This is a genomic window from Enterobacter sp. MGH 38 (assembly GCF_000492855.1).
Lineage (GTDB): Bacteria > Pseudomonadota > Gammaproteobacteria > Enterobacterales > Enterobacteriaceae > Enterobacter > Enterobacter hormaechei_C.
On record NZ_KI535608.1, the window covers coordinates 382,044 to 409,011 of the forward strand.

Consider the following 26,968-nt stretch of genomic DNA (forward strand, 5'->3'; position numbering starts at 1 on the left):
GAGGTTAATCGTCATATCACGAAACCAATGAAAACCGGGCAAAAAGTTGCCCGGCGCAGCATCAGTAACCGGCTTTATCAATGACAAACTGTTTGCCGCAGTTGCCCGGATGCGGCTGTGGCGCAAAGGAGCCGGCAGAGAGTGGGTTGTTGATGGTGCTGGCGTTCAGCGAGATCTGCATTTCGGTCAGATAAGCCGGATTGCCGTGGCAGGTAAGCTTGAACGCTTTTACGCTCTGTTTTCCCCAGCTTTTGGCCACGGCTGCATCGAAGTCGCTGCGGCGGACGCTTTTGCCATAGTTTTCCGCCAGAAATTTTCCTGCCGCGCTGTGCTTCACTTCCTGGTTCATGCGCACCATGGTGCCGAAGTAAGCGTCGGGATCAAAACCAAAGCAGACGCCGTGTTTCGCGTATTCATAACGTTCAAGGCAGGAGTTGCCGCCCGCGCCGGGCATCACGCTGTTCAGCTTCGCCGCGCCCGTTAGCGATAGTCCGGTCTCTGCGGCGTCACATTTGCGGCTGGCTTTTGCTTCCGGCATATTCGGAACCGGACGAGTGGCGCAGCCGAAGCGCATCCAGCGGCGTTCATCCACTCCGCGAGCGGCAATCGATTTCGGCAATGCTGGCCATAAGCCGTGGACGGTCAGAAAATCGGTTTTGTTGCTGCTCTCTTTTTGCAGGCGACACTCTTCCGGTTCGTCACGGTTACGTTCGACCATGCTCTGGCAAAATCCGGTTTGCCAGGAAAGGGCCAGAACGTAGCGATCGAAATCGCCGTACTGGGTTGGCTTAAGCGGATCTGCCTGAATTGAGAAGACACAGAGTGCAAGCGCTACTGCGCCAGACGGGATAACGATATCCTTCCTGAACATTTGCTTTCCTGATTGGTTGGGCGCGATTAATTTCTGGGGGTTATTAAAGCACAAAAAGCGCCCGCAGGCGCTTTTTGGAAATCAGGAATTTCGCTTAGGCAGCGCCGGGAACCAGTACTTCGGTGGCGATAATAACGATAATCAGGCCAACCAGCACCGGCACTGACGTGCGTTTTACCACTTCAAACGGAGAGATTTTCGCCATCCCCGCAACCGCAACCACCACGCCCGATACCGGAGAAATGGTACGACCCAGGTTGGAGGCCTGAAGCATTGGAATGGACAGGTAAGCCGGGTTGATGCCGGAGGAGTGTGCCAGCTTAGGGATCATCTCAACAAAGGCGTAGAACGGCGCGTTACCGGAGCCGGTGGTCATCGCCGCCAGCATGGTCAGCACCACCAGCACCAGCATCAGGATAATGCTGGCCGAGCCGAACGAGGTGGCGATAGAGATCAGGCTCTGAATAAAGCCGATGGTGCTCAGCCCCTGGGCAAACACCCCCGCGGCAACCAGCAGCATCACCACGCCCGCGAAGGCATCCGCCATACCGCGGAAGGCTACTTCCAGACCCGTGAACACTTTCTGGGTGTTAAAACCACGAACGAACTCCAGGATGGCCGCCAGCAGCATACAGATCACCAGGATAGTGATGATGTGCAGCTGCGGGCCCCATTTGCCGTCGAAAATAAGCACGCCAATAATCGGCGTGAAGGGCAGGATGGAATAAAACGCCGGGGCGGTAGTGGTGATTTCGCTGACGTCCATCATTTCGTGGCTGACGTTCTCTTTCTTATCGAGATAGCGCTGCCAGAAGAAATGCGCCACGCCCATGCCGAGAATAGCGGTGATGGAGATCGGCAGTGTGGTTTTGAAGGCGAAGTCAATTAGCGACATTTCCGCGGCTTTCGCGGCCAGCACTACGTCACCGGAAGTAGGGGAGAGAATAATCGCCGCCGGAGAGGCGCAAATAGCCGCCGCTGCACCACGGCTGATCCCGACGTTAACCATTACCGGGAATAAAGTTGCCATTAACAGCACGCCAAGGCCCGTTGCTGAGGAAACGGCTAATGACATCAGACAGGCCAGGAAATAGGCCGCGACCATCAGCAGATAGGGGGAGTTAATATATTGCAGCGGCTTAGAAGCCAGCTTTACCACCATATCATTCGCGCCGATATGGGTCATATAGGCAGCAAATCCGCAGAGCATCATGATCATCATGCCCAGATCGCCGCCGCGGCTCATCAGCAGAATTTTTATATATTCCACAATATCGGTAGCGGTATATCCGGTACTGGCTTCGCTGGCGGGTAAAACCTGATGACCCATTAGCGCGCTAATGATCAGCAGCGTCAGGCCGCCGACAAATAGCACGCCGGTGGCTGAGTAACCTTTAATGATGTAGCGTGCTACACCGACAATGACCACGACTCCAATGAGGAGTTCGAGAAAAGTAAGCATGATTTCCCCTGTTTCCTTGCTGCCCGAGAGACAAATAATCAATAAAAAAGAAGCTGAAATGTGCCGAATAAATGTCCAGTCCTTGCTGATTAAAATCAAGAAAGAGACTACTAAAGGCACTGATGACGATATTTTTGCTAGCCCTGCGTCATTTATATTAAGACGTTATTGACCTGATGAATAGATATTATATGTCATTAAATTGATGGTGAAGTGTTAAGGTTTTGAGTATTACTTGCCGACAATCGATTTAAAACGTAAATCTCTTTAAAACCACTTCTCTTTCATTCTTTTGCCTGCTTATACTCGGTTCACTTTCTCCTGTCCGACGATCTCAATATGTACGCCAGCTGGACATATCGCCTGCGCTTTATCAAAAAACATCTGCTGATGTTTTTGCTGGCGTTTGGCTGGCTGTTGATCCAGACTCAGGTGGCCGTCGCCTCCCATCAATGTTCAATGGATTTGCGCGGTGAGGTGGCCACTATCCAGCACATGGAGATGATGGCGCAACCGGGGCCGCATTATGCTGCCGGTGCTTCACCGCTGTGTGAAAAACATTGTGTGCCGGATCAGGTACAAAAAGATCCTGCCCAGCCGCATCTGGTGGCGCTGCCTGCCGCCATGACCCTGACCTTAACGACCCCAGAGTGCTCGTCTGCAAGCCATTCTGCGTGGTCCGTTACCCCTCCTGCTGTGGGGCCGCCGGCAACGATCCGCTATTGCCGGTTTCGGGAGTAAAAACCTGTTAATTCGTTGATTTTATTTACTTAACGTTTAACAGGAGTTTTATCATGCGTACCGTATTCCTTTCCGCGCTGGTTGGCGCGTCCGTATCTTTCGCTTCTTATACCGCCCAGGCAAACCAGACCTGGCAGGGCCGCGGCGTGGTTCAGTCGATCTCTGACAGCGCCGTCATGCTCCGGCACGAGGCCATACCGGAACTAAAATGGCCAGCAATGACCATGCCGTTTACTTTATCTGCCGGCGCTACGCTGAATGGCGCCAAACCGGGGGATGAGGTGACCTTCACGCTTCAGCGTGCGGGTGACGGTTTCCAGATTATCTCGCTGACGCCAGCGCGCTAAGCGAGGTCACCATGAAACAACACACACTGAGCCTGTGGCTCGGTGGGGTGTTGTTCGGCCTGTTAACCTCCGCCGCGCAGGCGGAGCCGTGGACGCTCGAACACACCCTGACCGAAGCCCAGCGCTACTCGGCAGAACTCTCCGCCAGCCGTAACGAAGCGCAGGCGCTGGATGCAATGGCGGTTTCCGCCACGCAATTACCTGACCCAAAACTGAAATTCGGCATCGAAAACGTGCCGGTACAGGGCAGCAACGATCGGCGGCTGACGCGCGAAGGGATGACCATGCAGAAGGTTGGCATCATGCAAAGCTACGTCAGCTCAGAGAAGCGGGAACGTAAAGCGCAGACCTTGCAGGCGCAGGCGCGAAGCGTGCTGGCAAAATCCGAAGCCGTCCGCGCCGCGCTTCAGCGTGATACCGCCCAGGCCTGGCTGGATCTGGCGCTGGCCCAGCAGGCACTGAACACGGCCAGAACGCTGGTCCGTGAAACGGAACGTCAGCGCGGCGTGCAGAAGGCGAGCGTCGGGGCGGGAAGCGCAACGCCAGACAGCGTACTGGCCCTGCAAATGATCCTCAGCGCCATGCGCGACAAAGAGACGCTGGCGCAGCGGGATGTGCAGCTGGCGCAAAGCCGCCTGCTGGAGCTAACGGGGCACGCTATAACGGAGGTTCGCGGTCCGCTGCCGCGTTATCAGCGTCTTCCTGCCAATGAAAAAACGTTGCAGGAGGGGATCGTCAGGCACCCGGAAGTGGAGGCCGCGCGACGTGAAGCAGAGACCGCGAAAGCGCGTTCAGCGCAATCTGCCGTGGCGGCGATACCCGATGTGGATGTGGAGGTCTATTACGCCCACCGCGCTGAAGGCTATGACGATATGGCTGGCGTGATGTTCAGCGTGGATCTGCCACTGTTCCAGTCAAAACGTCAGGACAAGGATTACGCCGCCGATGTTTCCCGCTCTATGCAGGCGGTGGATCAACTGACGCTGCTCAAGCGCGAACACATTGCCCAGGTGCAAACGCTGGTGGCGCAGTATCAGGCTGCGCAAACGGTGTGGCAGCGACAGCGGGACGAGGTACTACCGTTGCAGCGTCAACGGCTGGCGGTACTGACGGCGCAATATCGCTCTGGACAGTCGGCGCTTCCGGCCCTGCTGGAGGCGCGTCGTGGCGTACTGGATACGGAACTGGCGGTGAACCAGGCGGAGCGCGAAATGGCGCGAACCTGGGCTGCCGTGAACTGGCTGATCCCGCAGGAGCTGGCGCAATGAAAAAAACAACGTTAATGGCGATTGCCATCGCGATAGCTGCCGCTGGCGGCTATTTTGTCGGACAGAAGCAGACGCATCAGCCGGCTGCGGCTGCACAACCCTCTGAACGTAAGGTGCTTTACTGGTACGACCCCATGGTACCCGGTCAGCGCTTCGATAAGCCGGGTAAATCCCCCTTTATGGATATGGATCTGGTCCCGCGCTACGCTGATGAAGCGCAGGCGGCGTCAGGCGTGGCCATCAGCACTCAACAGCAGCAAAACCTGGGGATGAAAACCGCCAACGTTGAGATGCGCCAGCTGGTTTCGCCGTTCTCGGCCTTTGCCACGGTTGCAACGGATGAACGTAACGTCTCGGTGGTGTCAGCTCCGGCCAATGGCGTGGTGTCAAAATTGTTTGTTAATGCACCGCAGCAGCAGGTGAAAGCCGGAGAGGCGCTGGCGCAACTGTGGATCCCGCAATGGACCACCGCCCAGCAGGAGTATCTCGCAGTTCGTCAGCTTGGCGATGCCGCATTGACCCGCGCCGCACGCGAGCGGCTGGCGTTGCAGTTTATGCCGGAAGAGGTCATTCGTTTGCTGGAGCGTAGCGGCAAGCCGCAGACCACGCTCATCCTGCGCGCTGACCGGGCCGGCTATGTGGTGAAGCTGGACGTGCGGGAAGGGGCGCAAATCACCGCAACGGCGCCGCTGTTTGAGATCGCCAGGCTCGATCCGGTCTGGCTGGTGGTCGATTACCCGCAAACGCAGGCGCAGTCTCTGGCAGTGGGCAGCAACGTGGTCGCAACGTCAGAAAGCTGGCCGGGGGAGCAATTCCACGGCACGGTCAGCGAATTGCTGCCGCAGATGGAGACGACCACGCGAACCCTGAAAGCCCGTATCGTGCTGGAAAATTCCGCACATAAGCTGAAGCCGGGTATGTACCTCTCCGTCAGGCGTGCGGAAGAGATGAAAGGCCCGCCGGTGCTGGCGGTGCCGGAAGAGGCGGTGATTAACAGCGGAGAGTCTGCGCGTCTGCTGCTGGCTACCGGGGACGGTTATTTCCGGCCTGTGACGGTGACAACCGGCCTGACGGCGCAGGGCTGGACGGCGATCCTGTCCGGGGTCAAACAGGGCGATAAGGTGGTGACGTCCGGGCAATTCCTCATTGATTCCGAAGCCAGCCTGCGTAGCGTGATGCCGGAGGTGACGCCATGATTGCCGCTGTGATTCGCGCCTCGTTGCGTAACCGCCTGCTGGTGATCCTGGCCGCACTGATGATGGCCAGCTGGGGCTGGTGGGCGGTGCAGCGCGCGCCGCTGGACGCGTTGCCCGATCTGTCTGATGTGCAGGTCATTATCAAAGCGAGTTACCCCGGGAAAGCGCCGCAGGTGATTGAAGATCAGGTGACCTGGCCGCTGACAACCTCCATGTTGTCTGTGCCGGGCGCCAAAACCGTGCGCGGTTTTTCAATGTTTGGTGACGCTTATGTGTATGTGCTGTTTGAGGATGGCACCGATCTCTACTGGGCGCGATCCCGGGTGCTGGAATATTTAAGCCAGGTACAGGCGCAGTTTCCGCCGGGCGTGAAGGTGTCGCTGGGGCCGGATGCGACGGGCGTCGGCTGGATCTACGAATATGCACTGATCGACCGTAGTGGAAAACACAGCCTGGCAGATCTGCGGGCCCTACAGGACTGGACGCTTAAGTTCGAGCTTAAGACGGTACCGAATGTATCTGAGGTGGCAAGTATTGGCGGAATGGTGCGTCAGTATCAGATCGTGGCGGACCCGGCGAAAATGCGCGCGCTGAATATTACCCACAGCCAGCTATCCGGCGCGGTGCAGGCCGCCAATAAGGAGAGCGGCGGCGCCCTGCTGGAGATGGGCGAAGCGGAGTATATGGTGCGGACAACGGGCTATTTGCGCTCGCTGGAGGATTTTCGCAATGTGGTGATCGCTACCCGCGATGGCGTACCTGTCCTGCTGAAAGATGTCGCCACCATTGGCATTGGCCCGGAGATCCGCCGGGGTGTGGCGGAGCTTAACGGTGAAGGGGAGGTCGCTGGCGGCGTGATCGTGATGCGCTACGGGCAGAACGCGCTGGAAACGCTTCATGCGGTAAAAGCGAAACTGAGCGAGCTGCAAAAAACGCTGCCGCAGGGCGTCGAGATTGTTCCGGTCTACGATCGTTCCACGCTGATTGAGGACTCGGTCAAAACGCTGACGCACAAGCTGCTCGAAGAGTTTGCCGTGGTGGTACTGGTGTGTGCGCTGTTCCTGTACCACCTGCGCTCCGCGCTGGTGGCGATGGTCTCTCTGCCGCTGGGGATCCTCGGGGCTTTTGTGGTGATGCACTATCAGGGCATTAACGCGAATATGATGTCGCTCGGCGGGATCGCCATTGCCATCGGGGCGATGGTGGATGCCGCAATTGTGATGATTGAAAACATGCACAAGATGCTGGAGCAGTGGCGGCATGATAATCCGGGCAAGGAGCCCGCGCCGGGGGAATACTGGCGTCTGGCGGAAAAGGCGGCGGTTGAAGTGGGACCGGCGCTGTTTTGCAGCCTGTTAATCATCACGCTGTCATTTATACCGGTTTTTTCGCTGGAAGCGCAGGAGGGGAGAATGTTCTCGCCGCTGGCGTTCACCAAAACCTGGTCGATGGCCGTGGCCGCCGGGCTTGGGATCACCCTGGTGCCGGTGCTAATGGGCTTTTTCATTCGCGGGAAAATCCCGGATGAGAAGGCAAACCCGATCAACCGCCTCCTGATCCGCCTGTATGAGCCGCTGCTGGACAAGGTACTGACCTTCCCGAAAACGACGCTGGCACTGGCATGTCTGCTGCTGATCGCCACGCTCTGGCCGCTGAGCCGCCTGGGAAGCGAATTTATGCCGCCGCTGGATGAAGGAGATTTACTCTATATGCCCTCCACGCTGCCGGGGATCTCTGCTCGCGAGGCATCACGGCTGCTTCAGCAGACGGACCGCTTGATCAAAAGCGTCCCGGAGGTGGCGAGCGTGTTTGGCAAAGCCGGTCGGGCAGAGTCGGCAACCGATCCCGCGCCATTAACCATGCTGGAAACAACCATCCACTTTAAGCCCCGCGAGCAGTGGCGGCCAGGAATGACGCCGCAAAAGCTGGTGGAGGAGCTCGATAAAACCGTGTCGCTGCCGGGCATTGCCAATGTGTGGGTGCCGCCTGTCCGTAACCGTCTGGACATGCTGGCAACCGGGATCAAAAGCCCGGTCGGCATTAAGGTGAACGGCAATAATATTGCCGACATTGAGCGTGTGGCCCGGCAGATTGAGCAGGTGGTGAAGGACGTTCCGGGCGTCTCCTCTGCGCTGGCGGAGCGTCTGGAAGGCGGGCGCTACGTGGATATTCGTATCGATCGGCAAAAATCCGCGCGCTACGGCGTTTCCGTCGATGAACTGCAAAGCCTGGTCTCCACGCTGGTCGGGGGCGATAACATTGGTGAGGTGATCCTGGGACGCGAGCGGTATCCCATCAACCTGCGTTATCCCCGCGATTTGCGTGATAACGTCGACGCGTTGCGGGTGTTGCCGGTAGTGACCGCCAGCGGTAGCCAGGTGGCGCTGGGGGAATTGGCCGATATCGTCGTGACGGAAGGCCCACCGATGCTAAAAAGTGAAAACGCGCGCCTTTCCAGCTGGATCTATGTTGACTTGCGCGGGCGCGATCTGAAGTCCGCCGTGGATGAAATGCAAAAACGGGTGGGAGAGAAGGTGGTATTGCCGCAGGGCGTGTCTCTCTCCTGGTCCGGGCAGTTTGAATATCTGGAACGGGCGACCGAGAGGCTCAAAATAGTTTTACCTGTCACGCTGATGATTATATTCGTCCTTTTATGGTTAACCTTCAGGCGGATATCAAATGTCCTGATAATAATGGGGACATTGCCGTTCGCGCTTATTGGGGGCGTGTGGTTATTGTGGCTGCTTGAATATAATTTGTCAGTGGCGGGGGGCGTTGGCTTTATCGCCCTCTCCGGGGTGGCGGCAGAATTCGGCGTAATTATGGTTCTTTATTTGAATCATGCGATCGATAAATATCACAGGCTGGAGCCAGAAGGGGGAAATACGGTGCTGATGCGGGCGATCCACGAAGGTGCCGTGCTGCGCGTGCGTCCGAAGGTGATGACGGTCGCCACTATTATGGCAGGACTGCTGCCCATCATGTGGGGGAGTGGGAGTGGCTCGGAGGTGATGCAACGTATTGCCGCGCCGATGATTGGTGGCATGGTAACGGCACCGTTATTGTCGATGTTAGTTATTCCCGCACTCTACAAATTGTTACATCAACGTTAAATATGTCAACTGCATGTGCTTATTCAGGCATGCAGTTTATGTATCCTCAGATTATTCCCAGGAACGGGATGGTAATTAGGAATAACACCCATGCTGTTAAGCGTTCATTCAAGTATTCTGTGTTAAGGTCTGCACCGAATACTAAATATGGTAATGGCATTGTGATTGTACGAATTAAATTCCCCCTGATTTTGTTGTTTATTATTGGGCAGTTATCGTTTGCGTCTGCTGTTAATGCAGACAGCAATACAGCGGATAAAGGCTGGTTCACCACCTTCACGGATAACGTCGCGCAAACATGGAATGAACCTGAGCATTACGATCTCTATATTCCGGCCATTACGTGGCATGCACGTTTCGCCTACGATAAAGAAAAAACAGACCGTTATAACGAACGTCCGTGGGGGGCCGGCTTCGGTCAGTCTCGCTGGGATGAAAAAGGTAACTGGCATGGCCTGTACCTGATGGCGTTTAAGGACTCCTACAATAAATGGGAGCCTATTGGCGGTTACGGCTGGGAAAAAACCTGGCGTCCGTTATCAGACGACAACTTCCGTCTCGGGCTGGGCTATACGGCAGGGTTTACGGCGCGTGATAACTGGAAATACATTCCTGTTCCGGTACTGCTGCCGCTTGCCTCCATTGGTTACGGTCCGGCGACGTTTCAGATGACCTACATACCGGGTACCTATAACAACGGTAACGTTTACTTTGCCTGGATGCGGTTTCAGTTTTAACTGAGTTTTTCTGCTAAATCGGCCAAAAAATGCACAGGCATGGAAATGTAAAGAATAAAAATCGGACAGCGAAAATTAACGCGACTTTTGTCACTTTTTATCAAAGATCCGCTGGACAAAACGCCTCACAATTGTTGTACTGATACCCGACACAGCATTTGTGTCGTTTTTTAATGTAAAGGTAATTTTGATGTCTAAGATTAAAGGTAACGTTAAGTGGTTTAATGAGTCCAAAGGATTCGGTTTCATTACTCCTGAAGATGGCAGCAAAGACGTGTTCGTACACTTCTCTGCAATCCAGTCTAATGGTTTCAAAACTCTGGCTGAAGGTCAGCGCGTAGAGTTCGAAATCACTAACGGTGCCAAAGGCCCTTCTGCTGCTAACGTAATCGCTCTGTAATTCAGACGCGTCAGCAAGAATTTCAAAACCCGCTCAATGAGCGGGTTTTTTTCGTTCTGAATCAACCGATAAGATAGATCTTCAGGAAGCTGGCGACGATCGCGACGCTTAGCAATACCATACCCACGCCTAAGAGATTTTCTTTCATGCTATCACCCTCGTTCAATATTGAGCCAAGAGTGACAGAGAAAAATTAAGCCAACATTAAGGTTGCAGTGCTTAATGTCCGCTGGCGGAGGAAAATAACCAGAATGCGATCGCAGTCATCGCAAACGAGCCAAGCATGTTAACGGCAATGTTCGTCAGCGCCCAGCCCATCCGGCCTTCCTGAAACAGAAACACCACCTCCGCAGAGAAGGTAGAAAACGTTGTTAAGCCGCCGCAGAAGCCGGTTGTAATCAGAACCTTCCACATAGGGTCGATGTTGGTCATGCGATTAAACCAGGCCAGCCCCATCCCAATAATAAACGCCCCGATCAGATTTGCCGCCAGTGTCCCCATCGGAATGGCCTGATGCAGAGGGTTAAACCGCATGCTTAAGAGCCACCGCGCAACGCTACCCGTGCCTCCACCAATAAAAACGGCTATAAGTAGTTGTAACACTGTCAATACCTGCTATTTGCTGTGTAAGTGCGTCGAGTGTAACGCTGTTTTTGACCGGGAGACAATTATGTATGTTGCAGTAGGGCAGTTCGCGGTGACGCCGGACTGGAATGAAAACGCGGATAAATGCGTCTCCCTGATGCATGCGGCGAAGCAAAAGGGGGCGTCGTTGCTGGTACTTCCCGAGGCGTTACTGGCCCGTGATGATGGCGATCCGGACCTGTCGGTAAAGTCTGCGCAAACGCTGGAAGGGGCGTTTCTGAAACGACTGCTGGCCGAAAGCGTTGGCAACACGCTCACCACCATATTGACGGTCCATATTCCGTCCTCGCCGGGGCGCGCGGTGAACACGCTGGTGGCGATACGTGAGGGTGCCATTGTCGCGAGCTACGCCAAACTTCATCTGTATGATGCGTTCAGCGTTCAGGAGTCGCGCCTGGTCGATCCGGGGAGTGTAATTCCGCCGCTGATTGAGGTGGAGGGTTTTAAGGTTGGCCTGATGACCTGCTACGATATCCGTTTTCCCGAGCTGGCGCTGAACCTGGCATTGCAGGGGGCGGAGGTGCTGGTTCTGCCCGCCGCGTGGGTCAAAGGACCGCTTAAGGAGCATCACTGGGCGACGCTGCTGGCAGCACGCGCGCTGGATACCACCTGTTACGTGGTAGCCGCGGGTGAATGTGGTAACAAAAATATTGGGCAGAGCAGGGTTGTCGATCCGCTGGGGGTGACGGTTGTTGCGGCAGCGGAGACGCCTGCGTTATTGCTGACGGAGATAATTTCAGCCCGAATAGCGCTTGCGCGGCAGCAATTACCTGTTCTGCGCAACCGCAGGTTTGCGCCACCGCAATTAATGTGATGTTTTTTTCAACAATGCTTGATTCACCTTGTTACAGATTGCTATTGTGTGCACGCGCCAAATGACCGTTAATACGTTCAGGTTTTTTGGCGGAATGCAGCCTGTTTCATGTAAAGAAGGTATTTATGGGTGAGATTAGTATTACCAAACTGCTGGTGGTTGCCGCACTGGTCGTCCTGCTGTTCGGTACCAAGAAGTTACGCACGCTGGGTGGAGACCTGGGTGCTGCCATTAAGGGCTTTAAGAAAGCAATGAACGATGACGACGCGGCAGCGAAGAAAAGTGCCGAAGATGACATCACTGCACAGAAGCTTTCACACAAAGAGTAATGGCAATGCTGCAAGGCTTGCATAAAAAAACCGGCTCACGAGGCCGGTTTTTTGTTTTACTGTAAATAAATTTTACAGCTTTATTTCACTTCTTCGCCCTTCGCCTGCATATCGGCGTGATAAGAGGAGCGAACAAACGGACCGCACGCGGCATGGGTAAAGCCCATCGCCATCGCTTCGGCTTTCATTTCATCGAACTCATCCGGGCTTACGTAACGCTGTACAGGCAGGTGGTGACGGCTTGGCTGGAGGTACTGGCCCAGCGTCAGCATGGTGACGCCGTGGCGGCGCAGATCGCGCATCACTTCAATGATCTCAGCGTTGGTTTCACCCAGGCCGACCATCAGACCAGACTTGGTTGGAATATGCGGATGGGCTTCTTTAAAGCGTTCCAGCAGCTTCAGCGACCAGTTGTAGTCTGCACCGGGACGTACCTGACGGTAGATACGCGGTACGTTCTCCAGGTTGTGGTTGAACACGTCTGGTGGCGTCGCGGTCAGGATATCGAGCGCGCGATCCATACGGCCACGGAAATCCGGCACCAGCGTCTCAATCTTAATGTTCGGGCTTTTTTCGCGGATGGCGGTAATACAGTCAGCAAAATGCTGAGCACCGCCATCGCGCAGATCGTCACGGTCAACGGAGGTAATAACAACATAACGCAGCGCCATATCGGCAATCGTCTGCGCCAGTTTTTGCGGTTCGTTAGCGTCTGGCGCAACGGGACGGCCATGGGCAACGTCACAGAACGGACAGCGGCGGGTGCAGATGGCACCCAGAATCATAAATGTCGCGGTACCGTGATTGAAACATTCAGCAAGGTTAGGGCACGAGGCCTCTTCACAGACAGAGTGAAGACCATTTTTGCGCATCGCCGCTTTGATCCCCTGGATACGCGAAGAGTCGGCCGGAAGTTTGATTTTCATCCATTCCGGTTTTCTTAACAGCGCCTCGCGCTCTGTAGCCACGTTTTTAACCGGGATAAGGGCCATTTTATCGGCATCGCGGTATTTAACACCGCGTTCCATCACAATGGGTTTACTCATAGCGTGCGTGTTCCAGTTGCGAATATCGAAGGAAAGCGTTTCAATTCAAGGGAATGTTGTAATTATCAACTATTTTTGAACGAACGACAGGCAGTATATCATTTAAAGGGGCGATAAAGCAGCCTGCCAGGTCGCCAATTTGTAAAATAGTTGTTGTTTTGTGCCTTTTGCCCCGCTTGCGGCAGGGGCTTGCGCTGAAAGGCGGGATCAGAAAGCCTGGCGGATCACGTTAATGACGTTTTCCAGCACCGGATCGCGCAGGCTTAGCTTGTTGTAATGCAGTGAGATTTCAACAGATTCCGTCGTAAGTTGACTCAATGGAATGCTCTCCAGCGGCCAGCATTTTTGAAGCAAAGCGAAGAGACGCACAGGCATAATACAGAGCAAATCGCTGCTGCCAATCAGGGCCGCGAGGGTAAACATATTGTAACTGCTGAAGCTGATCAGACGGTCCGGGAACAGTTCGTCAATACGCTGGCGCAGCGGATCCGGGCCCTGCCCCTCGGACATAAAGGTTGCATGTTCATAATGACGCAAATTTTCAGGCGTCAAAGGTGCGCTCAATACAGGATGATTCTGACGACAAACGAGCGCCAGAGAGTCGGTATAGAGAACGTTATGCCCTAATGCTCTGGCCGCGAAGCTGTTGCTGTCGATGATCAGGTCCGTCTGGAATTGCGCCAGCTGAGTTTCCGGATCGTTAACGGGCACGTTGCGGATCAGCAGCTGTGGCGCATGCTGTTTAACAGCCTGGTAAATAGCGGGCATGACCAGAACGCCCACAGAGGGAGAGGTGCCTATGGTGATGGTTCGTTGCTTATCGTAACTGCCGGTGAGATCCAGCGCGCCCAGAATCGATTCCAGACCCTGGCTGATGTACTCATGCAGATGGGTTGCGTACGCGGTGGGGGTTACGCCCTGGCCTTTACGAATAAATAAGGGATCGGGAAATATCGCGCGTAATTTTTGAATTGACTGGCTAATAGCAGAGGGTGTGAGATTAAGAATTTTCGCAGCATTAACGATACCTTTGTGGACATATACCGCCTCAAAAATAGTCAATAAATTGAGATCAATATTACGTAAAGTCCGGAAAATTTGCGGCTTATCTTCGCCGCTGGTTTCATTCAGGCGTTTGGCTGGTAAATTAGTAGGCTCCACGCTCTTACTCCGTATCCATTCACAATATGAATGATAGTTGAATTTATTTATTATGCTTGCAGAGATTCGTAAAGTGTTTCGTAAGTTTCCCTTGTTTATCGAAAACAAGCAGTTGGGTGATTATCACGCACGTTACACGATACCCGGTGATGGTACTATTAAGGTTCTAATTAATATGGGACGCTAATATATGGGCGACTCGAAAATATAGAATATGCGGTTTATTGTAAAGCGTAAATGCGGCAATTAAGCAGTGGTTGGTCAAATAACCGAACCACTGCCGGAAGTGTGTTAAGCAGCAATATATTCGTAGTCAGGATTGTTAAGCAGCGCTAAAAACTTCTTCAGAAGCACGGGGCGGATATTCTCAGGCGTGGCGGTAGCGACCCACTGGCGCATTTGCGTCATTTCCATACCCGCATACCCGCATGGGTTGATGCGCTGGAAAGGGGTCAGATCCATATTGATATTCAGCGCCAGCCCGTGGAACGAGCAGCCTTTACGGATACGCAGCCCCAGCGAACAGATTTTCTTTTCTCCCACGTAGACGCCCGGGGCATCGGCGCGAGGATGAGCGTCGATACCGTACTCAGCGAGCGTGTTCACCACGGTCTGTTCCAGTAAGGTCACGAGCTCACGTACGCCCAGCTTTCTGCGTTTCAGGTTAAGCAGGACATACATTACCTGCTGGCCCGGGCCGTGGTAGGTTACCTGTCCACCGCGATCGCTCTGGATCACCGGGATATCACCCGTCATCAATAAATGTTCGGCTTTTCCTGCCTGGCCCTGAGTAAACACCGGCATGTGTTCAACCAGCCAGATTTCATCAGGGGTGGTGTCATCGCGCATATCGGTAAAGTCATGCATAGCCTGAGAGACTGGCTCGTAAGGCTGTATCCCAAGATGGCGAACAAGAATTTTATCCTGGTACAAAAGGACGTCTCCGAAGACAAGGGAGAATAGGTAACGCGGAGTATATCACAGCGGGGAAGTGGGTTACCCGGCAAACCGGGTAACCGCAGAGGGACTACAGCACCATACGAACAATTTCGATATTGCCGAGCTCTTCGTACAGCGTCTCAACCTGCTCAATGTGTGTCGCAGTGATGGTGATTGAGACCGAGTGGTAATTACCTTTGCTGCTCGGTTTGACTGATGGAGAGTAGTCGCCCGGCGCATGGCGCTGTACCACTTCAACCACCTGATCAACCAGCTCAGGTTTCGCCAGACCCATTACTTTGTAAGTAAAAGGGGTAGGGAATTCAAGCAGTTCGTTAAGTTTGGTTTTCATGTCAGCTCCGGCGTGTGTGTAAAAAATAATAACTCCCGCCACGGGGCGGGAGTTTTACTGATACGTAGTATATGGGGATCAAAATCACACTTTCAAGTGTTCAATTTTTAACCAAACCAGTGATGGAACATCAGCTTAATGTAATCAATGATTTTGCCGAAGAAATTGCCTTCAGGAATCTCCTCCAGCACCACCAGCGGGCGTTGATCGATGGTTTTGCCATCCAGCTGGAAGTTGATAGTACCCACGACCTGATTCTTTTGCAGCGGGGCGTGCAGCTCGGTGGTATTCAGCACATAGCTGGCTTTCAGATCTTTCATACGACCGCGTGGGATAGTCAGATAGAGATCTTTGTCCACGCCCAGGGAAGCGCGGTCGTTATCGCCAAACCAGACAGGTTCAGAGGCAAATTCTTTACCGGCTTTCAGCGGGTTCACGGTTTCGAAGAAGCGGAAGCCCCAGGTCAGCAGTTTTTTGCTTTCCGTTTCGCGTCCTTTAAACGTACGCCCCCCCATCACGGCAGAGATCAGACGCATCTGGCCTTCAGTGGCGGAGGCCACCAGGTTATAGCCAGCTTTGTCGGTGTGGCCGGTTTTGATACCGTCGACGTTCAGGCTGTTGTCCCACAGCAGGCCGTTACGGTTGGTCTGACGAATGCCGTTGAAGGTGAACTCTTTCTCTTTGTAGATAGAGTACTCGTTTGGCACGTCGCGGATCAGCGCCTGACCGATCAGCGCCATGTCACGTGCGGAGCTGTACTGACCCTCGGCGTCCAGGCCGTGAACGGTCTGGAAGTGGCTGTTTTTCAGACCCAGCGCGGAGACGTAGCTGTTCATCAGGCCCACAAACGCGTCCTGGCTGCCCGCGGCAAAATCAGCCATGGCCACGCAGGCGTCGTTACCGGACTGCAAGTTGATGCCACGGATAAGCTGAGAGACCGGAACCTGCATGCCAGGTTTCAGGAACATCAGCGATGAACCTTTGAACACGGGGTTGCCGGTTGCCCACGCATCGTTACCGATAGTCACCAGGTCGGTTTCTTTGAATTTGCCTGCTTTCATAGCCTGGCCGATAACATAGCTGGTCATCATTTTGGTCAGGCTGGCCGGATCGCGGCGGGCATCGGCGTTCTGTTCTGCCAGAACTTTGCCGGAGTTGTAATCAATCAGGATGTAGGATTCCGCGTCGATCTGCGGAACGCCAGGGATCATGGTCTTGATGTTCAGGTCATCCGCGTGAGCTGCGGAGAACGCAGCAGCGCAAAGGGCCGTGGTCAGCGCCATGCGCTGCACAAAACGAGCAGAAAAAGTGGTCTTCATGGTCAGAACTACGACATCCGTGATGGAATTAAAAAAAGTGCCTTACTATAGCAAATGCTATACGGGCAGGCATCCGACTTTCATCATGAGAGTGTTAACGTGGTTTACACAAACTGACATTTCGGATACCACCGAATAATTATTTTGCAACAGCGATAAACGACTGGAGCTGCGCCTCGCTCTGCAAACGCTGTTGCAGGGATGCTGCCTGCGATTTGCTGGCAAACGGACCCATCTGGATACGCCATACCGCACCGTTTTGCTCAACGCGGCCTGGCACGCCAAACTGTTTGCTTAAACGCTGCTGATATTGCTCTGCACGGGTCCGATCGCTGACAGCGCCAACCTGAACCACGTAGCTGCCGCTCGCCGTCGCAGGCGCCGCAGTCTGCGTAGCAGCAGGCGCGGTCACCGGGGCGGGTTGTGCAGCGGGTGCAGCAACGACGGGCGCAGGCGCTGGGGCAGGTTCATTTGATTCAATCACGCCCGGCGCTAACGTGGTGGGTGCGCCAAGGAAACCACTGCTTTTCACCGGGGCGCCTGTCGCGTCTTCACTTTGCAGCGTATCGTTGCTGATGGCGCGCACTTCACCCTGCGGCTGCGCGGGCACTGCCGGCGTTGAAGCGCCCCCCATACCACCGCTCAGATCCGGGCGAGCGGGCAGGGCATAGGTCTGTTTCGCGACCGTGGTACAGGCCGTGCCCGGGCCAGACAGCGAACCATCCTGCGCCACGATAATTGGGTCGATACGCACTTTAGTATTGTTTGAGGTGTTCAGACGGTCGGCCGCCGCGCGGGACAGGGAGATGACGCGATCGCTGCCGTAAGGACCGCGATCGTTGATACGCACCACGATCATTCGGCCATTCGCCAGGTTAGTGATGCGTGCATAGCTCGGGACAGGCAGCGTCGGGTGTGCAGCCGTGATCTGCATCGGATCGAAGGTTTCACCCGACGCGGTCAGGTTGCTGCCGGGCTCAGCGTCATAGATGGCAGCAAAGCCAGCCTGGCTGAATCGGGAAGGATCCTGAACGATTTTATAGCTTTTACCGTCGCGCTGATAATCCTGATTCACGCTGGCGTTCAGCGGTTCATAAACGGGATCGGCACCGCTAATCTCGACAATCGGGCCATTACAGACCGCAGGCTGCGGCGGCGCGACGGTTGCCTGTTGCTGACCATCATCACTTGTACAGGCGGCAAGTAAACTTGCTGCGATGCAGATCCCCAGCCACTGCTTACGCATTGCGATCCCCTTATTTTTATACGCTTTTGGACAACATTTTCCTGTGGGTATGGATCGACATGACGATACCAAACCCGGCCATCAACACGATCAGTGCCGAGCCCCCGTAACTCACCAGCGGCAGCGGTACGCCGACAACCGGCAGAATCCCACTCACCATACCAATATTTACGAAGACATAAACGAACAAAATCAACATTAATCCGCCTGCCATCACGCGACCAAAGGTGGTTTGGGCGCGTGCGGCAATCCACAAACCTCGCATGATCAGCAGCACGTAGAGTGCAAGCAGAACCAGGATGCCAACCAGCCCTAACTCCTCAGCCAGAACGGCAAAGATAAAGTCGGTGTGGCGTTCCGGTAAAAATTCGAGCTGCGACTGCGTACCGTGCAGCCAGCCTTTGCCGCGCAGGCCGCCGGAGCCAATCGCAATCTTCGACTGAATAATATGATAGCCTGCGCCCAGCGGATCGGTCTCGGGATCGAGCAGCATCATAACGCGCTGACGCTGGTAATCATGCATCAGGAAGAACCAGAGGATAGGGATAAACGCGGCAACCAGCACCACGGCGATACCAATCAGACGCCAGCTCAGGCCGGACAGGAACAGGACGAACAGGCCGGAGAGGGCGATAAGAATCGAGGTACCGAGGTCCGGCTGTGCGGCCACGAGCAGCGTCGGCAGGAAAATCAGCACCAGCGCAATGGCGGTATTTTTCAACGACGGCGGGCAGACGTCGCGGTTAATAAAGCGCGCCACCATCAGCGGGACGGCGATTTTGGCGATTTCCGACGGCTGGAAGCGGACAATCCCCAGATCCAGCCAGCGCTGTGCCCCCTTCGAGATGGCGCCGAAAGCATCTACTGCCACCAACAAAATGATACAGAAAATATAGAGATAGGGCGCCCAGCCCTCGTACACGCGCGGCGGTATTTGCGCCATCACCACCATAATAACCAGACCCATGGCGATCTGGCCGATTTTACGCTCCATCATGCCGATATCCTGGCCGCTGGCGCTCCAGATAACGAGGGCGCTATAGACCAGCAGAGCCAGCAGAATCAGCAGCATGGCTGGGTCGATGTGGATCTTGTCCCACAGCGATTTTTTATTCGGATTATCCGTCATGATTATTGGTCCTCCGCCGCAGCGGCTGCCGGGTTTTCAGCTGGCAGTTCGGTGTTGTTGTCACCCAGCATGATGTGGTCGAGGATTTGACGCATGATGGTACCCACCGCCGGGCCTGCGCCGCCGTTCTCCAGAATCATCGCCACCGCAACCTGCGGGTTATCATAAGGGGCAAACGCCGTCATGAGCTTGTGGTCACGCAGACGTTCGGCAATTTTATGTGCGTTGTAAGTTTCATTCGCTTTAAGACCGAAGACCTGAGCCGTACCTGATTTCGCGGCTACCTTATACGGTGCGCCAGCGAAATATTTGTGCGCCGTCCCGTTAGGGCGGTTGGCTACACCGTACATGCCGTCTTTCGCGATTTCCCAGTATCCGGAATGAATGTCACCCACTGGCGGCTCGTGCGGCTGTATCCATGGCACTTTTTTGCCGTCTTCAACGGTGCTTTGCAGCAGGTGCGGCACTTTCACGACGCCATCGTTGATGAGGATCATCATCGCCTTGTTCATTTGCAGCGGCGTTGCCGTCCAGTAGCCCTGGCCGATCCCCACCGGAATGGTGTCACCCTGATACCAGGGTTTTTTAAAGCGCTTCAGCTTCCATTCGCGGGTTGGCATGTTGCCGGAACGCTCTTCCGCCAAATCTATACCGGTGTAATGCCCGTAGCCGAACTTGCTCATCCATTCAGACAGACGGTCAATACCCATGTCGTAGGCGACCTGATAGAAGAAGGTATCCGCCGACTCCTCCAGTGATTTGGTCACGTTCAGATGGCCGTGGCCCCATTTTTTCCAGTCGCGGTAGCGTTTCTCAGAGCCAGGCAACTGCCACCAGCCGGGGTCAAACAGACTGGTATTACGGGTGATGACGCCCGCGCTCAGCGCAGACACGGCGACATACGGTTTAACCGTTGAAGCTGGAGGATAAACCCCCTGCGTCGCGCGGTTTACCAGCGGCGTGTTTGGATCGTTGAGCAGGCCGGAGTAATCCTTGCTGGAGATGCCATCCACGAAGAGGTTCGGATCGTAGCTTGGCATCGAAACCATCGCCAGAATGCCGCCGGTACGCGGGTCGGTCACAATAACCGCAGCACGGCTACCCGCCAGCAGCGTCTCGATATACTGCTGTAGCTTCAGGTCGAGCGTCAGATAGACGTCATGCCCCGCCTGCGGGGGCACCTCTTTCAGTTGCCGGATCACGCGGCCACGGTTGTTAACTTCAACCTCTTCATACCCGGTCTGACCGTGCAGTACATCTTCGTAATAACGTTCGATCCCCAGCTTGCCAATATCATGGGTTGCGGCGTAGTTAGCCAGCTTGCCGTCTTTATCAAGGCGTTCGACGTCTTTATCGTTGATTTTGGAGACGTAACCAATGACGTGCGTCAGCGCGGAGCCGTAAGGATAGTAGCGGCGTTTATAGCCTTTGACTTCCACTCCGGGGAAACGGTACTGGTTAACGGCAAAACGGGCGACCTGCACTTCCGTCAGGTTGGTTTTTACCGGAATGGAGGTGAAGCGGTGAGAACGTGCGCGCTCTTTTTTGAACGCAGCGATATCGTCATCAGTCAGGTCGACAACGCTTCTCAGCGCGTTCAGGGTATCCTGCACGTTATCCACTTTCTCGGGCATCATCTCTATCTGGTAGATGGTGCGATTAAGCGCCAGCGGCGTGCCGTTACGATCGTAGATAATGCCGCGGCTGGGCGCGATGGGCACCAGCTTGATACGGTTTTCGTTTGAGCGGGTCTGGTAATCGGTATAGCGGACAATTTGCAGATTATAGAGGTTGGCGATCAGCACGCCGGTAAGCAGCAAAATCCCCGTAAAGGCGACCAGCGCCCGGCGCACAAACAGCGCGGACTCAGCCGTATAGTCGCGAAAAGAATTCTGTAGTTTCATCCGCTGCTTAAATTACCCTGGTCAGTCATTACTCGCGGTGATAAGGGTGGTTGGTAGTGATGCTCCATGCGCGATACAAACTTTCTGCCACGAGAACCCGTACAAGCGGGTGGGGCAGCGTCAGCGCCGAGAGTGACCAACTTTGTTCTGCTGCCGCTTTGCAGGCGGGAGATAACCCCTCTGGTCCGCCAATCAACAGACTGACGTCCCGACCATCCTGCTTCCAGCGCTCCAGTTCGTGCGCCAGCTGCGGCGTATCCCAGGGTTTGCCCGGGATATCGAGGGTCACGATGCGGTTTTTGCCTGCGGCAGCCAGCATCAGCTCTCCCTCTTTATCGAGAATACGTTTGATATCTGCGTTCTTGCCGCGCTTTCCTGCTGGGATCTCCACCAGTTCGAACGGCATATCTTTTGGGAAACGACGCAGATACTCAGTAAAACCGGTTTGTACCCAGTCCGGCATTTTGGTGCCGACGGCGACCAGTTGCAACTTCACGCATTAACCCCAGAGTTTTTCCAGCTCATACAGGCGACGGCTCTCTTCCTGCATGACGTGGACAATCACATCGCCGAGATCGACAACCACCCAGTCAGCGGTCGCTTCACCTTCAACGCCCAGCGGAAGCAGCCCTGCCGCGCGCGATTCCTGAACAACATGGTCAGCAATCGAAACAACGTGACGAGTTGAGGTGCCGGTGCAGATGATCATGCAGTCGGTGATGCTGGATTTACCCTTAACGTCGATAGCGATGATGTCCTGACCTTTCAGGTCATCAATTTTGTCGATAACAAAATCCTGGAGTGCTTTACCCTGCAAGTTTTCCCCCTGGGTGAATGAGATTGTACAACTATGAATTCGTGGCCAGTCAGTATACCTGAACTGACGCCAGTCGCGGGACAAATGTCACCGCCCGGCTTTTGAAGGCGGGTATCATCCCACCCTCCGCCTGAGATTGCATCGCCATTTTTGTAAAACAATTTCTGTAAAGCAGCGATCGGCGGGAAAGTCTGGCAGCGGAGGATATCAGTATGGCTTAGCCTGTCAAGGCAGGATAATCATTAACGGACAATTTCGCCGGCGATGCTCAGACATCTGTACTTTTCTGATACAGACCGTGCGCATGGATATAGGCCAGCACGGGCGAGGGGAGGAGATCGTCACAGTCTAAACCCTGCTGGAGACGCTCGCGGATGAGGGTCGCGGAAATATCAAACCACGGCGTTTCAGCGAGGTAAATTTTCCCGGCGGGGAGACTGTGCAGGTCTTCTATATTGTCCGTCAGATGTGCGTCAAGCCACTGCTGATGCTGCGCGTCGCGCATGGTCAGCGGGTAGCCCGGACGGCGGCAGACCAGCAGATGACTGTTTTCCAGAATGGTTTCGTACTGGTACCAGCTGGGAAAGTTGAGCAAGGAATCCTGGCCGATGATAAACGCCAACGGTTTCATGGGCCCCTGCTCAGCGCGCCACTCCCGCAGCGTTTGCGATGTCCAGGAAGGGGTATCTCTACGCAGTTCACGCTCATCCAGTGTGAAGAGAGGCTTATCGGCGATAGCCAGCGCGAGCATCGCTTTACGCTGCTCGCTGGTTGCTTCTGGCTGAGGACGGTGCGGCGGAACATTGTTGGGCATGATGATCACCCGCTGCAAGCCAATCAAATTCGCGAGGATTTCTACCGGCTTAAGATGCCCATAGTGCACCGGGTCGAAGGTCCCGCCATACATTGCCTGTAAAGAATGCATATCACCCATCGATAAATACGTCTGCCAGCGCCTTATGGCAGAGCAGCAAAGAGAGACTCTCCAGCTCCGCCCAGACAGACTGACCGTAATCCTGTTTTAACGTCAGTTCGGCGCGCATCAGAAGTTGCACTGCCTGACGCAACTGCTCCTGGCTCAGGCGGTTTATCGCCTCCGTGGTCATCGCCCGACGGTTTTGCCAGACGCGATGTTTGTCGAATAAGGCGCGCAGGGGCGTGTGTGCTGACTGGCGTTTAAGGTTGTTCAGCAGCAGTAATTCGCGCTGGAGCGTACGGAGAAGGATGACCGGCTCACTCCCTTCCAGGCGCAGCTGTTGCAGGATGTGCAGAGCACGTTTACTTTTCGCCGACAGCAGCGCATCAACCCAGTGGAAGGGGGTAAAGTGCGCGGCATCATTCACCGCCTGTTCCACGCGCGGCAGCGTCAGCTTGCCATCGGGCCACAGCAGGGCGAGCCTGTCCAGCGCCTGCGCCAGTGCCAGAAGGTTGCCTTCGTAGCAGTAGCACAGGAGCTGACTGGCGGCCTCATCCAGCTGCAAATTGTGCTGCTTTGCTCGCGCGGCAACCCATTTTGGCAGATGCGCCTGCTCTGGAGTCTGGCAGGAGACAAGCACCGCACTGGGGGTTAGCCGGGTAAACCAGGCAGCGTTTTCCTGCGCTTTTGTGAGTTTGTTGCCGCGTACGATAAGCAGCAGATCGCCGTGTAACAAACTCACCAGCATAGCCAGCTGTTCATTGATGGCAGCGTTAGGACCATTCTCAGGCAGCAGGATCTGGATTGTCTGACGAGAGGCAAACAGGCTCATGGCCTGACAAAGCGAGAAGATAGCGTTCCAGTCGGTACTGTTATCGATCTGGAACGTATGATGCTCATCGAAACCCTGCGCGGCTGCCGCATGGCGAACCGCATCAAGGCTTTCCTGTAGTAACAGGGGGTCGTTGCCGAGTAGCAGATAGGCCGCGCGCAGCCCTTCGTTGAGCTGCGCGCGGAGTTGTTCAGGATACAACCTGATCATCAGTTACCCAGAGACGTTGGCATATCCGGCGTGCTGGCATCCGGTGTTTCGATAACGTCAGCGCCTTTTTTCGTCGACGCGGCAATGGCAGGCAGCCTGCGGATCAGCTGTTCCGCGGCCTTATCATACATTTCCTTGATGATAATCTGCTGTTCGGCGTCTTTTGCCAGCGCCGTCTGCGGGTTATCGAAGAACGAGCGGTAGACTTTGGTATTGATAGGGTAAATATCTTTACCTGGCATCAAGACGGCCGCATCAACGGTTAGCACCATCTGATATTCCGCCGTCCGCCCATCCTGGAAGATCGAGGCCGTATCTTGTGACAGCGTTGATTTCAGGACACGGAGCGAAGGAACATCCTGACGTAGGGTTCCCTTCTCGATCAGCTTAACATCGTTCAAACGCAGCTGGTTACGAATGGCCCGGCTCAGCGGTCCGTTCGGATCGGATGAGTCGAAGATCATCGTTTTCATCTGCGCAGGCACTGCCGTGGTGTTGCGCAGGTGCCAGCCGCAGCCAGCGGTGACAAGCACCGCCAGAGATAAGAGTATTGTTGCCAGTTGTCGCACGTTTCCTCCCGCGCTTAGCCAACGACCAGATTCAGCAGTTTACCAGGTACGTAGATCACTTTACGTACGGTAACGCCCTCAAGGTATTTAGCGACCAGATGCTCCTGGCCTGCGCGCTCGCGAACCTGTTCTTCGGTTGCGTCGACCGCGACGGTAATTTTACCGCGCACTTTACCGTTAACCTGCACCACCACCAGCGTGGTGTTTTCCACCATAGCGGATTCATCCGCCACTGGCCACGGCGCATTGTCGATATCGCCTTCGCCTTTCAGTTCCTGCCACAGGGTAAAGCTAACGTGCGGCGTGAACGGGTTCAGCATGCGAACGACCGCCAGCAGCGCTTCACGCATTAACGCGCGATCCTGCTCGCCATCCTGCGGGGCTTTCGCCAGCTTGTTCATCAGTTCCATAATAGCCGCAATTGCGGTATTGAAGGTCTGACGACGACCAATATCATCGGTGACTTTCGCAATAGTTTTATGAACATCACGACGCAGCGCCTGTTGATCTTCAGTCAGTGCAGCTACGTTCAGCGCTGGCGCATCGCCCTGAGAGGTGTGCTCGTAAACCAGTTTCCAGACGCGCTTCAGGAAGCGGTTGGCCCCTTCAACGCCGGATTCCTGCCACTCAAGGGTCATATCTGCCGGGGAGGCGAACATCATGAACAGACGCACGGTATCCGCACCATAACGCTCAACCATCACCTGCGGGTCGATGCCGTTATTTTTAGACTTGGACATCTTGCTCATGCCGGTATAAACCAGTTCATGACCTTCAGCGTCTTTCGCCTTCACGATACGGCCTTTCTCGTCGCGCTCGACAATCGCATCAACCGGAGAAACCCAGTTACGCTCGCCGTTCGCGCCAACGTAGTAGAACGCATCTGCCAGCACCATACCCTGACACAGCAGCTGTTTTGCCGGCTCGTCGGAGTTGACCAGGCCTGCGTCACGCATCAGTTTGTGGAAGAAGCGGAAGTAGAGCAGGTGCATGATGGCGTGTTCAATGCCACCGATGTAAATGTCTACCGGCAGCCAGTAGTTTGCTGCATCAGAATCCAGCATGCCTTCTTTGTACTGCGGGCAGGTGTAGCGCGCATAGTACCAGGAGGATTCCATAAAGGTGTCAAAGGTGTCGGTTTCACGCAGCGCTGGCTGACCGTTGACGGTGGTTTTCGCCCACTCAGGATCGGCTTTGATCGGGCTGGTGATGCCGTCCATGACCACGTCTTCCGGCAGGATCACCGGCAGCTGATCTTCTGGCGTTGGCATCACGGTACCATCTTCCAGCGTCACCATTGGGATTGGCGCACCCCAGTAACGCTGACGGGAAACGCCCCAGTCGCGCAGACGGTAGTTCACTTTACGCTCGCCCACGCCCAGGGAGGCCAGCTTGTCGGCGATGGCGTTGAAGCCCTCTTCAAAGCTCAGGCCGCTGAACTCACCGGAGTTAAACAGGGTGCCTTTTTCAGTCAGCGCTTGCTCAGAGAGATCGGGTTCAGAGCCGTCAGCAGCAAGAATAACAGGCTTGATGGTCAGGCCGTATTTGGTGGCAAATTCGTAGTCGCGCTGGTCGTGACCCGGCACGGCCATCACGGCGCCTGTGCCGTATTCCATCAGTACGAAGTTGGCGGCCCAGACAGGGATCGCTTCGCCCGTCAGCGGGTGGATCGCTTTGAAGCCGGTATCAACGCCTTTTTTCTCCATCGTCGCCATGTCGGCTTCGGCCACTTTCGTGTTGCGGCATTCGTCGATAAAGGTCGCCAGTTCTGGATTGTTTTCTGCCGCTTTCTGCGCCAGCGGGTGACCTGCGGCCACGGCCAGGTAGGTCGCGCCCATGAAGGTGTCCGGGCGGGTGGTGTAGACGGTCAGGGTCTGATCGTAGTTCTCAACGTTGAAGGTAATTTCCACACCTTCGGAACGGCCGATCCAGTTGCGCTGCATGGTCTTAACGGTATCTGGCCAGTGGTCCAGATTGTCCAGATCGTTCAGCAGTTCGTCAGCGTAGGCGGTGATTTTGATAAACCACTGCGGGATCTCTTTACGCTCTACTTTGGTGTCGCAGCGCCAGCAGCAGCCATCGATAACCTGTTCGTTCGCGAGAACGGTCTGGTCATTTGGGCACCAGTTAACGGCAGAGGTCTTCTTGTACACCAGGCCTTTTTTATACAGCTCGGTGAAGAACTTCTGCTCCCAGCGGTAGTATTCCGGGGTACAGGTTGCCAGCTCGCGGCTCCAGTCATAGCCGAAGCCCAGCATTTTCAGCTGGTTTTTCATGTACGCGATGTTGTCGTACGTCCACGGAGCCGGTGCCGTGTTGTTTTTCACCGCCGCGCCTTCAGCAGGCAGGCCGAACGCATCCCAGCCGATAGGCTGAAGAACGTTTTTGCCCAGCATGCGCTGGTAGCGTGCAATCACGTCACCGATGGTGTAGTTACGCACGTGGCCCATGTGTAGTCGACCAGAAGGATAGGGAAGCATCGACAGGCAGTAATACTTCTCTTTGCTCTCGTCTTCGGTTACTTCAAAGGTGCGCTTCTCATCCCAGTGTTGCTGGACTTTTGATTCTATCTCTTCCGGGCGGTATTGCTCTTGCATGGCAGCCA

26 protein-coding genes are annotated in these 26,968 nt (G+C 55.0%); 9 read left to right on the top strand and 17 right to left on the bottom strand.

Features of this window, described 5'->3' with window-relative positions; genetic code table 11:
• Window positions 1-61 precede the first annotated feature (61 nt).
• Both rna and dcuC read right to left on the bottom strand, forming a co-directional pair.
• Entirely contained in the window at window positions 62-871 is an 810-nt protein-coding gene (gene rna / locus L384_RS09530) for a ribonuclease I (RefSeq protein ID WP_023324308.1), read from the bottom strand.
• A gap of 94 nt (window positions 872-965) precedes the next feature.
• Window positions 966-2,333, bottom strand: a complete 1,368-nt coding sequence (gene dcuC, locus L384_RS09525; protein WP_017382481.1) for an anaerobic C4-dicarboxylate transporter DcuC — start codon at window positions 2,331-2,333, stop codon at window positions 966-968.
• Window positions 2,334-2,672: 339 nt separating this feature from the next.
• Between dcuC and L384_RS09520 the strand changes: the two genes are divergently transcribed.
• From L384_RS09520 to cspE, 7 genes are all read left to right on the top strand, one after another.
• A complete protein-coding gene (locus L384_RS09520) occupies window positions 2,673-3,074 on the top strand; it encodes a hypothetical protein (protein ID WP_023315616.1) in 402 nt (133 codons plus the stop codon).
• 53 nt (window positions 3,075-3,127) lie between these two features.
• On the top strand, window positions 3,128-3,421 hold the full coding sequence (locus L384_RS09515; protein WP_023324309.1) for a copper-binding protein: 294 nt from the start codon (window positions 3,128-3,130) through the stop codon (window positions 3,419-3,421).
• Window positions 3,422-3,432: 11 nt separating this feature from the next.
• Entirely contained in the window at window positions 3,433-4,689 is a 1,257-nt protein-coding gene (locus tag L384_RS09510; protein WP_023324310.1) for a TolC family protein, read from the top strand.
• Window positions 4,686-5,885: an efflux RND transporter periplasmic adaptor subunit gene (locus L384_RS09505; protein ID WP_023324311.1), complete on the top strand. Its 1,200-nt coding sequence runs from the start codon at window positions 4,686-4,688 to the stop codon at window positions 5,883-5,885. Before L384_RS09510 ends, L384_RS09505 begins: the two co-directional genes overlap by 4 nt.
• Complete coding sequence (locus L384_RS09500; RefSeq protein ID WP_023324312.1) at window positions 5,882-8,998, top strand: efflux RND transporter permease subunit; 3,117 nt, start codon at window positions 5,882-5,884, stop codon at window positions 8,996-8,998. Before L384_RS09505 ends, L384_RS09500 begins: the two co-directional genes overlap by 4 nt.
• A 161-nt stretch (window positions 8,999-9,159) precedes the next feature.
• On the top strand, window positions 9,160-9,735 hold the full coding sequence (gene pagP, locus L384_RS09495) for a lipid IV(A) palmitoyltransferase PagP (protein ID WP_017382475.1): 576 nt from the start codon (window positions 9,160-9,162) through the stop codon (window positions 9,733-9,735).
• Window positions 9,736-9,925: 190 nt separating this feature from the next.
• Entirely contained in the window at window positions 9,926-10,135 is a 210-nt protein-coding gene (cspE, locus tag L384_RS09490) for a transcription antiterminator/RNA stability regulator CspE (RefSeq protein ID WP_002439184.1), read from the top strand.
• A gap of 219 nt (window positions 10,136-10,354) precedes the next feature.
• Here the strand turns inward: cspE and crcB are convergent, their stop codons facing one another.
• On the bottom strand, window positions 10,355-10,738 hold the full coding sequence (crcB, locus tag L384_RS0121135) for a fluoride efflux transporter CrcB (protein ID WP_017382474.1): 384 nt from the start codon (window positions 10,736-10,738) through the stop codon (window positions 10,355-10,357).
• 67 nt (window positions 10,739-10,805) lie between these two features.
• On the opposite strand from crcB, the gene L384_RS09485 reads away from it, so the two are divergent.
• Together L384_RS09485 and tatE are read left to right on the top strand one after the other, a co-directional pair.
• Window positions 10,806-11,594 carry a deaminated glutathione amidase gene (locus L384_RS09485; protein WP_023324314.1) on the top strand — a complete coding sequence of 263 codons (789 nt, stop codon included), beginning with the start codon at window positions 10,806-10,808 and terminating at the stop codon, window positions 11,592-11,594.
• A 125-nt stretch (window positions 11,595-11,719) separates the two neighbouring features.
• A complete protein-coding gene (tatE, locus tag L384_RS09480; protein WP_003858723.1) occupies window positions 11,720-11,923 on the top strand; it encodes a twin-arginine translocase subunit TatE in 204 nt (67 codons plus the stop codon).
• 80 nt (window positions 11,924-12,003) lie between these two features.
• On the opposite strand, the gene lipA is transcribed toward tatE, so the two are convergent.
• The 14 genes from lipA to leuS form a co-directional block, all read right to left on the bottom strand.
• Complete coding sequence (gene lipA, locus L384_RS09475) at window positions 12,004-12,969, bottom strand: lipoyl synthase (protein WP_006809637.1); 966 nt, start codon at window positions 12,967-12,969, stop codon at window positions 12,004-12,006.
• 207 nt (window positions 12,970-13,176) lie between these two features.
• Window positions 13,177-14,130: a YbeF family transcriptional regulator gene (locus L384_RS09470; RefSeq protein WP_023315623.1), complete on the bottom strand. Its 954-nt coding sequence runs from the start codon at window positions 14,128-14,130 to the stop codon at window positions 13,177-13,179.
• Window positions 14,131-14,421: 291 nt separating this feature from the next.
• The gene (lipB, locus tag L384_RS09465) at window positions 14,422-15,063 is read right to left on the bottom strand and encodes a lipoyl(octanoyl) transferase LipB (protein ID WP_022650601.1); all 642 of its coding nucleotides are present in this window, start codon (window positions 15,061-15,063) and stop codon (window positions 14,422-14,424) included.
• Window positions 15,064-15,157: 94 nt separating this feature from the next.
• Entirely contained in the window at window positions 15,158-15,421 is a 264-nt protein-coding gene (gene ybeD / locus L384_RS09460) for a DUF493 family protein YbeD (RefSeq protein ID WP_003858718.1), read from the bottom strand.
• A gap of 107 nt (window positions 15,422-15,528) precedes the next feature.
• Window positions 15,529-16,740 (bottom strand): D-alanyl-D-alanine carboxypeptidase DacA, encoded by a 1,212-nt coding sequence (gene dacA, locus L384_RS09455; RefSeq protein WP_003858714.1) that lies wholly within the window; start codon window positions 16,738-16,740, stop codon window positions 15,529-15,531.
• A gap of 139 nt (window positions 16,741-16,879) precedes the next feature.
• Window positions 16,880-17,986 (bottom strand): endolytic peptidoglycan transglycosylase RlpA, encoded by a 1,107-nt coding sequence (gene rlpA / locus L384_RS09450; protein ID WP_023324315.1) that lies wholly within the window; start codon window positions 17,984-17,986, stop codon window positions 16,880-16,882.
• Window positions 17,987-18,002: 16 nt separating this feature from the next.
• Window positions 18,003-19,115 (bottom strand): peptidoglycan glycosyltransferase MrdB, encoded by a 1,113-nt coding sequence (gene mrdB, locus L384_RS09445; RefSeq protein WP_015571139.1) that lies wholly within the window; start codon window positions 19,113-19,115, stop codon window positions 18,003-18,005.
• A 2-nt stretch (window positions 19,116-19,117) separates the two neighbouring features.
• Window positions 19,118-21,019, bottom strand: a complete 1,902-nt coding sequence (mrdA, locus tag L384_RS09440) for a peptidoglycan DD-transpeptidase MrdA (RefSeq protein ID WP_015571138.1) — start codon at window positions 21,017-21,019, stop codon at window positions 19,118-19,120.
• Window positions 21,020-21,047: 28 nt separating this feature from the next.
• The gene (gene rlmH / locus L384_RS09435) at window positions 21,048-21,515 is read right to left on the bottom strand and encodes a 23S rRNA (pseudouridine(1915)-N(3))-methyltransferase RlmH (protein WP_003858701.1); all 468 of its coding nucleotides are present in this window, start codon (window positions 21,513-21,515) and stop codon (window positions 21,048-21,050) included.
• Window positions 21,516-21,518: 3 nt separating this feature from the next.
• Window positions 21,519-21,836, bottom strand: coding sequence for a ribosome silencing factor (gene rsfS, locus L384_RS09430; RefSeq protein WP_003858696.1), 318 nt, complete (start codon window positions 21,834-21,836; stop codon window positions 21,519-21,521).
• A gap of 268 nt (window positions 21,837-22,104) precedes the next feature.
• Complete coding sequence (nadD, locus tag L384_RS09425; RefSeq protein ID WP_003858694.1) at window positions 22,105-22,770, bottom strand: nicotinate-nucleotide adenylyltransferase; 666 nt, start codon at window positions 22,768-22,770, stop codon at window positions 22,105-22,107.
• Window positions 22,763-23,794 (bottom strand): DNA polymerase III subunit delta, encoded by a 1,032-nt coding sequence (gene holA, locus L384_RS09420; RefSeq protein WP_022650603.1) that lies wholly within the window; start codon window positions 23,792-23,794, stop codon window positions 22,763-22,765. The genes nadD and holA overlap by 8 nt, the downstream gene beginning before the upstream one ends.
• A complete protein-coding gene (gene lptE, locus L384_RS09415) occupies window positions 23,794-24,363 on the bottom strand; it encodes an LPS assembly lipoprotein LptE (RefSeq protein ID WP_022650604.1) in 570 nt (189 codons plus the stop codon). Before lptE ends, holA begins: the two co-directional genes overlap by 1 nt.
• Window positions 24,364-24,377: 14 nt before the next feature.
• Window positions 24,378-26,960, bottom strand: a complete 2,583-nt coding sequence (gene leuS / locus L384_RS09410; RefSeq protein WP_022650605.1) for a leucine--tRNA ligase — start codon at window positions 26,958-26,960, stop codon at window positions 24,378-24,380.
• Window positions 26,961-26,968 lie beyond the last annotated feature (8 nt).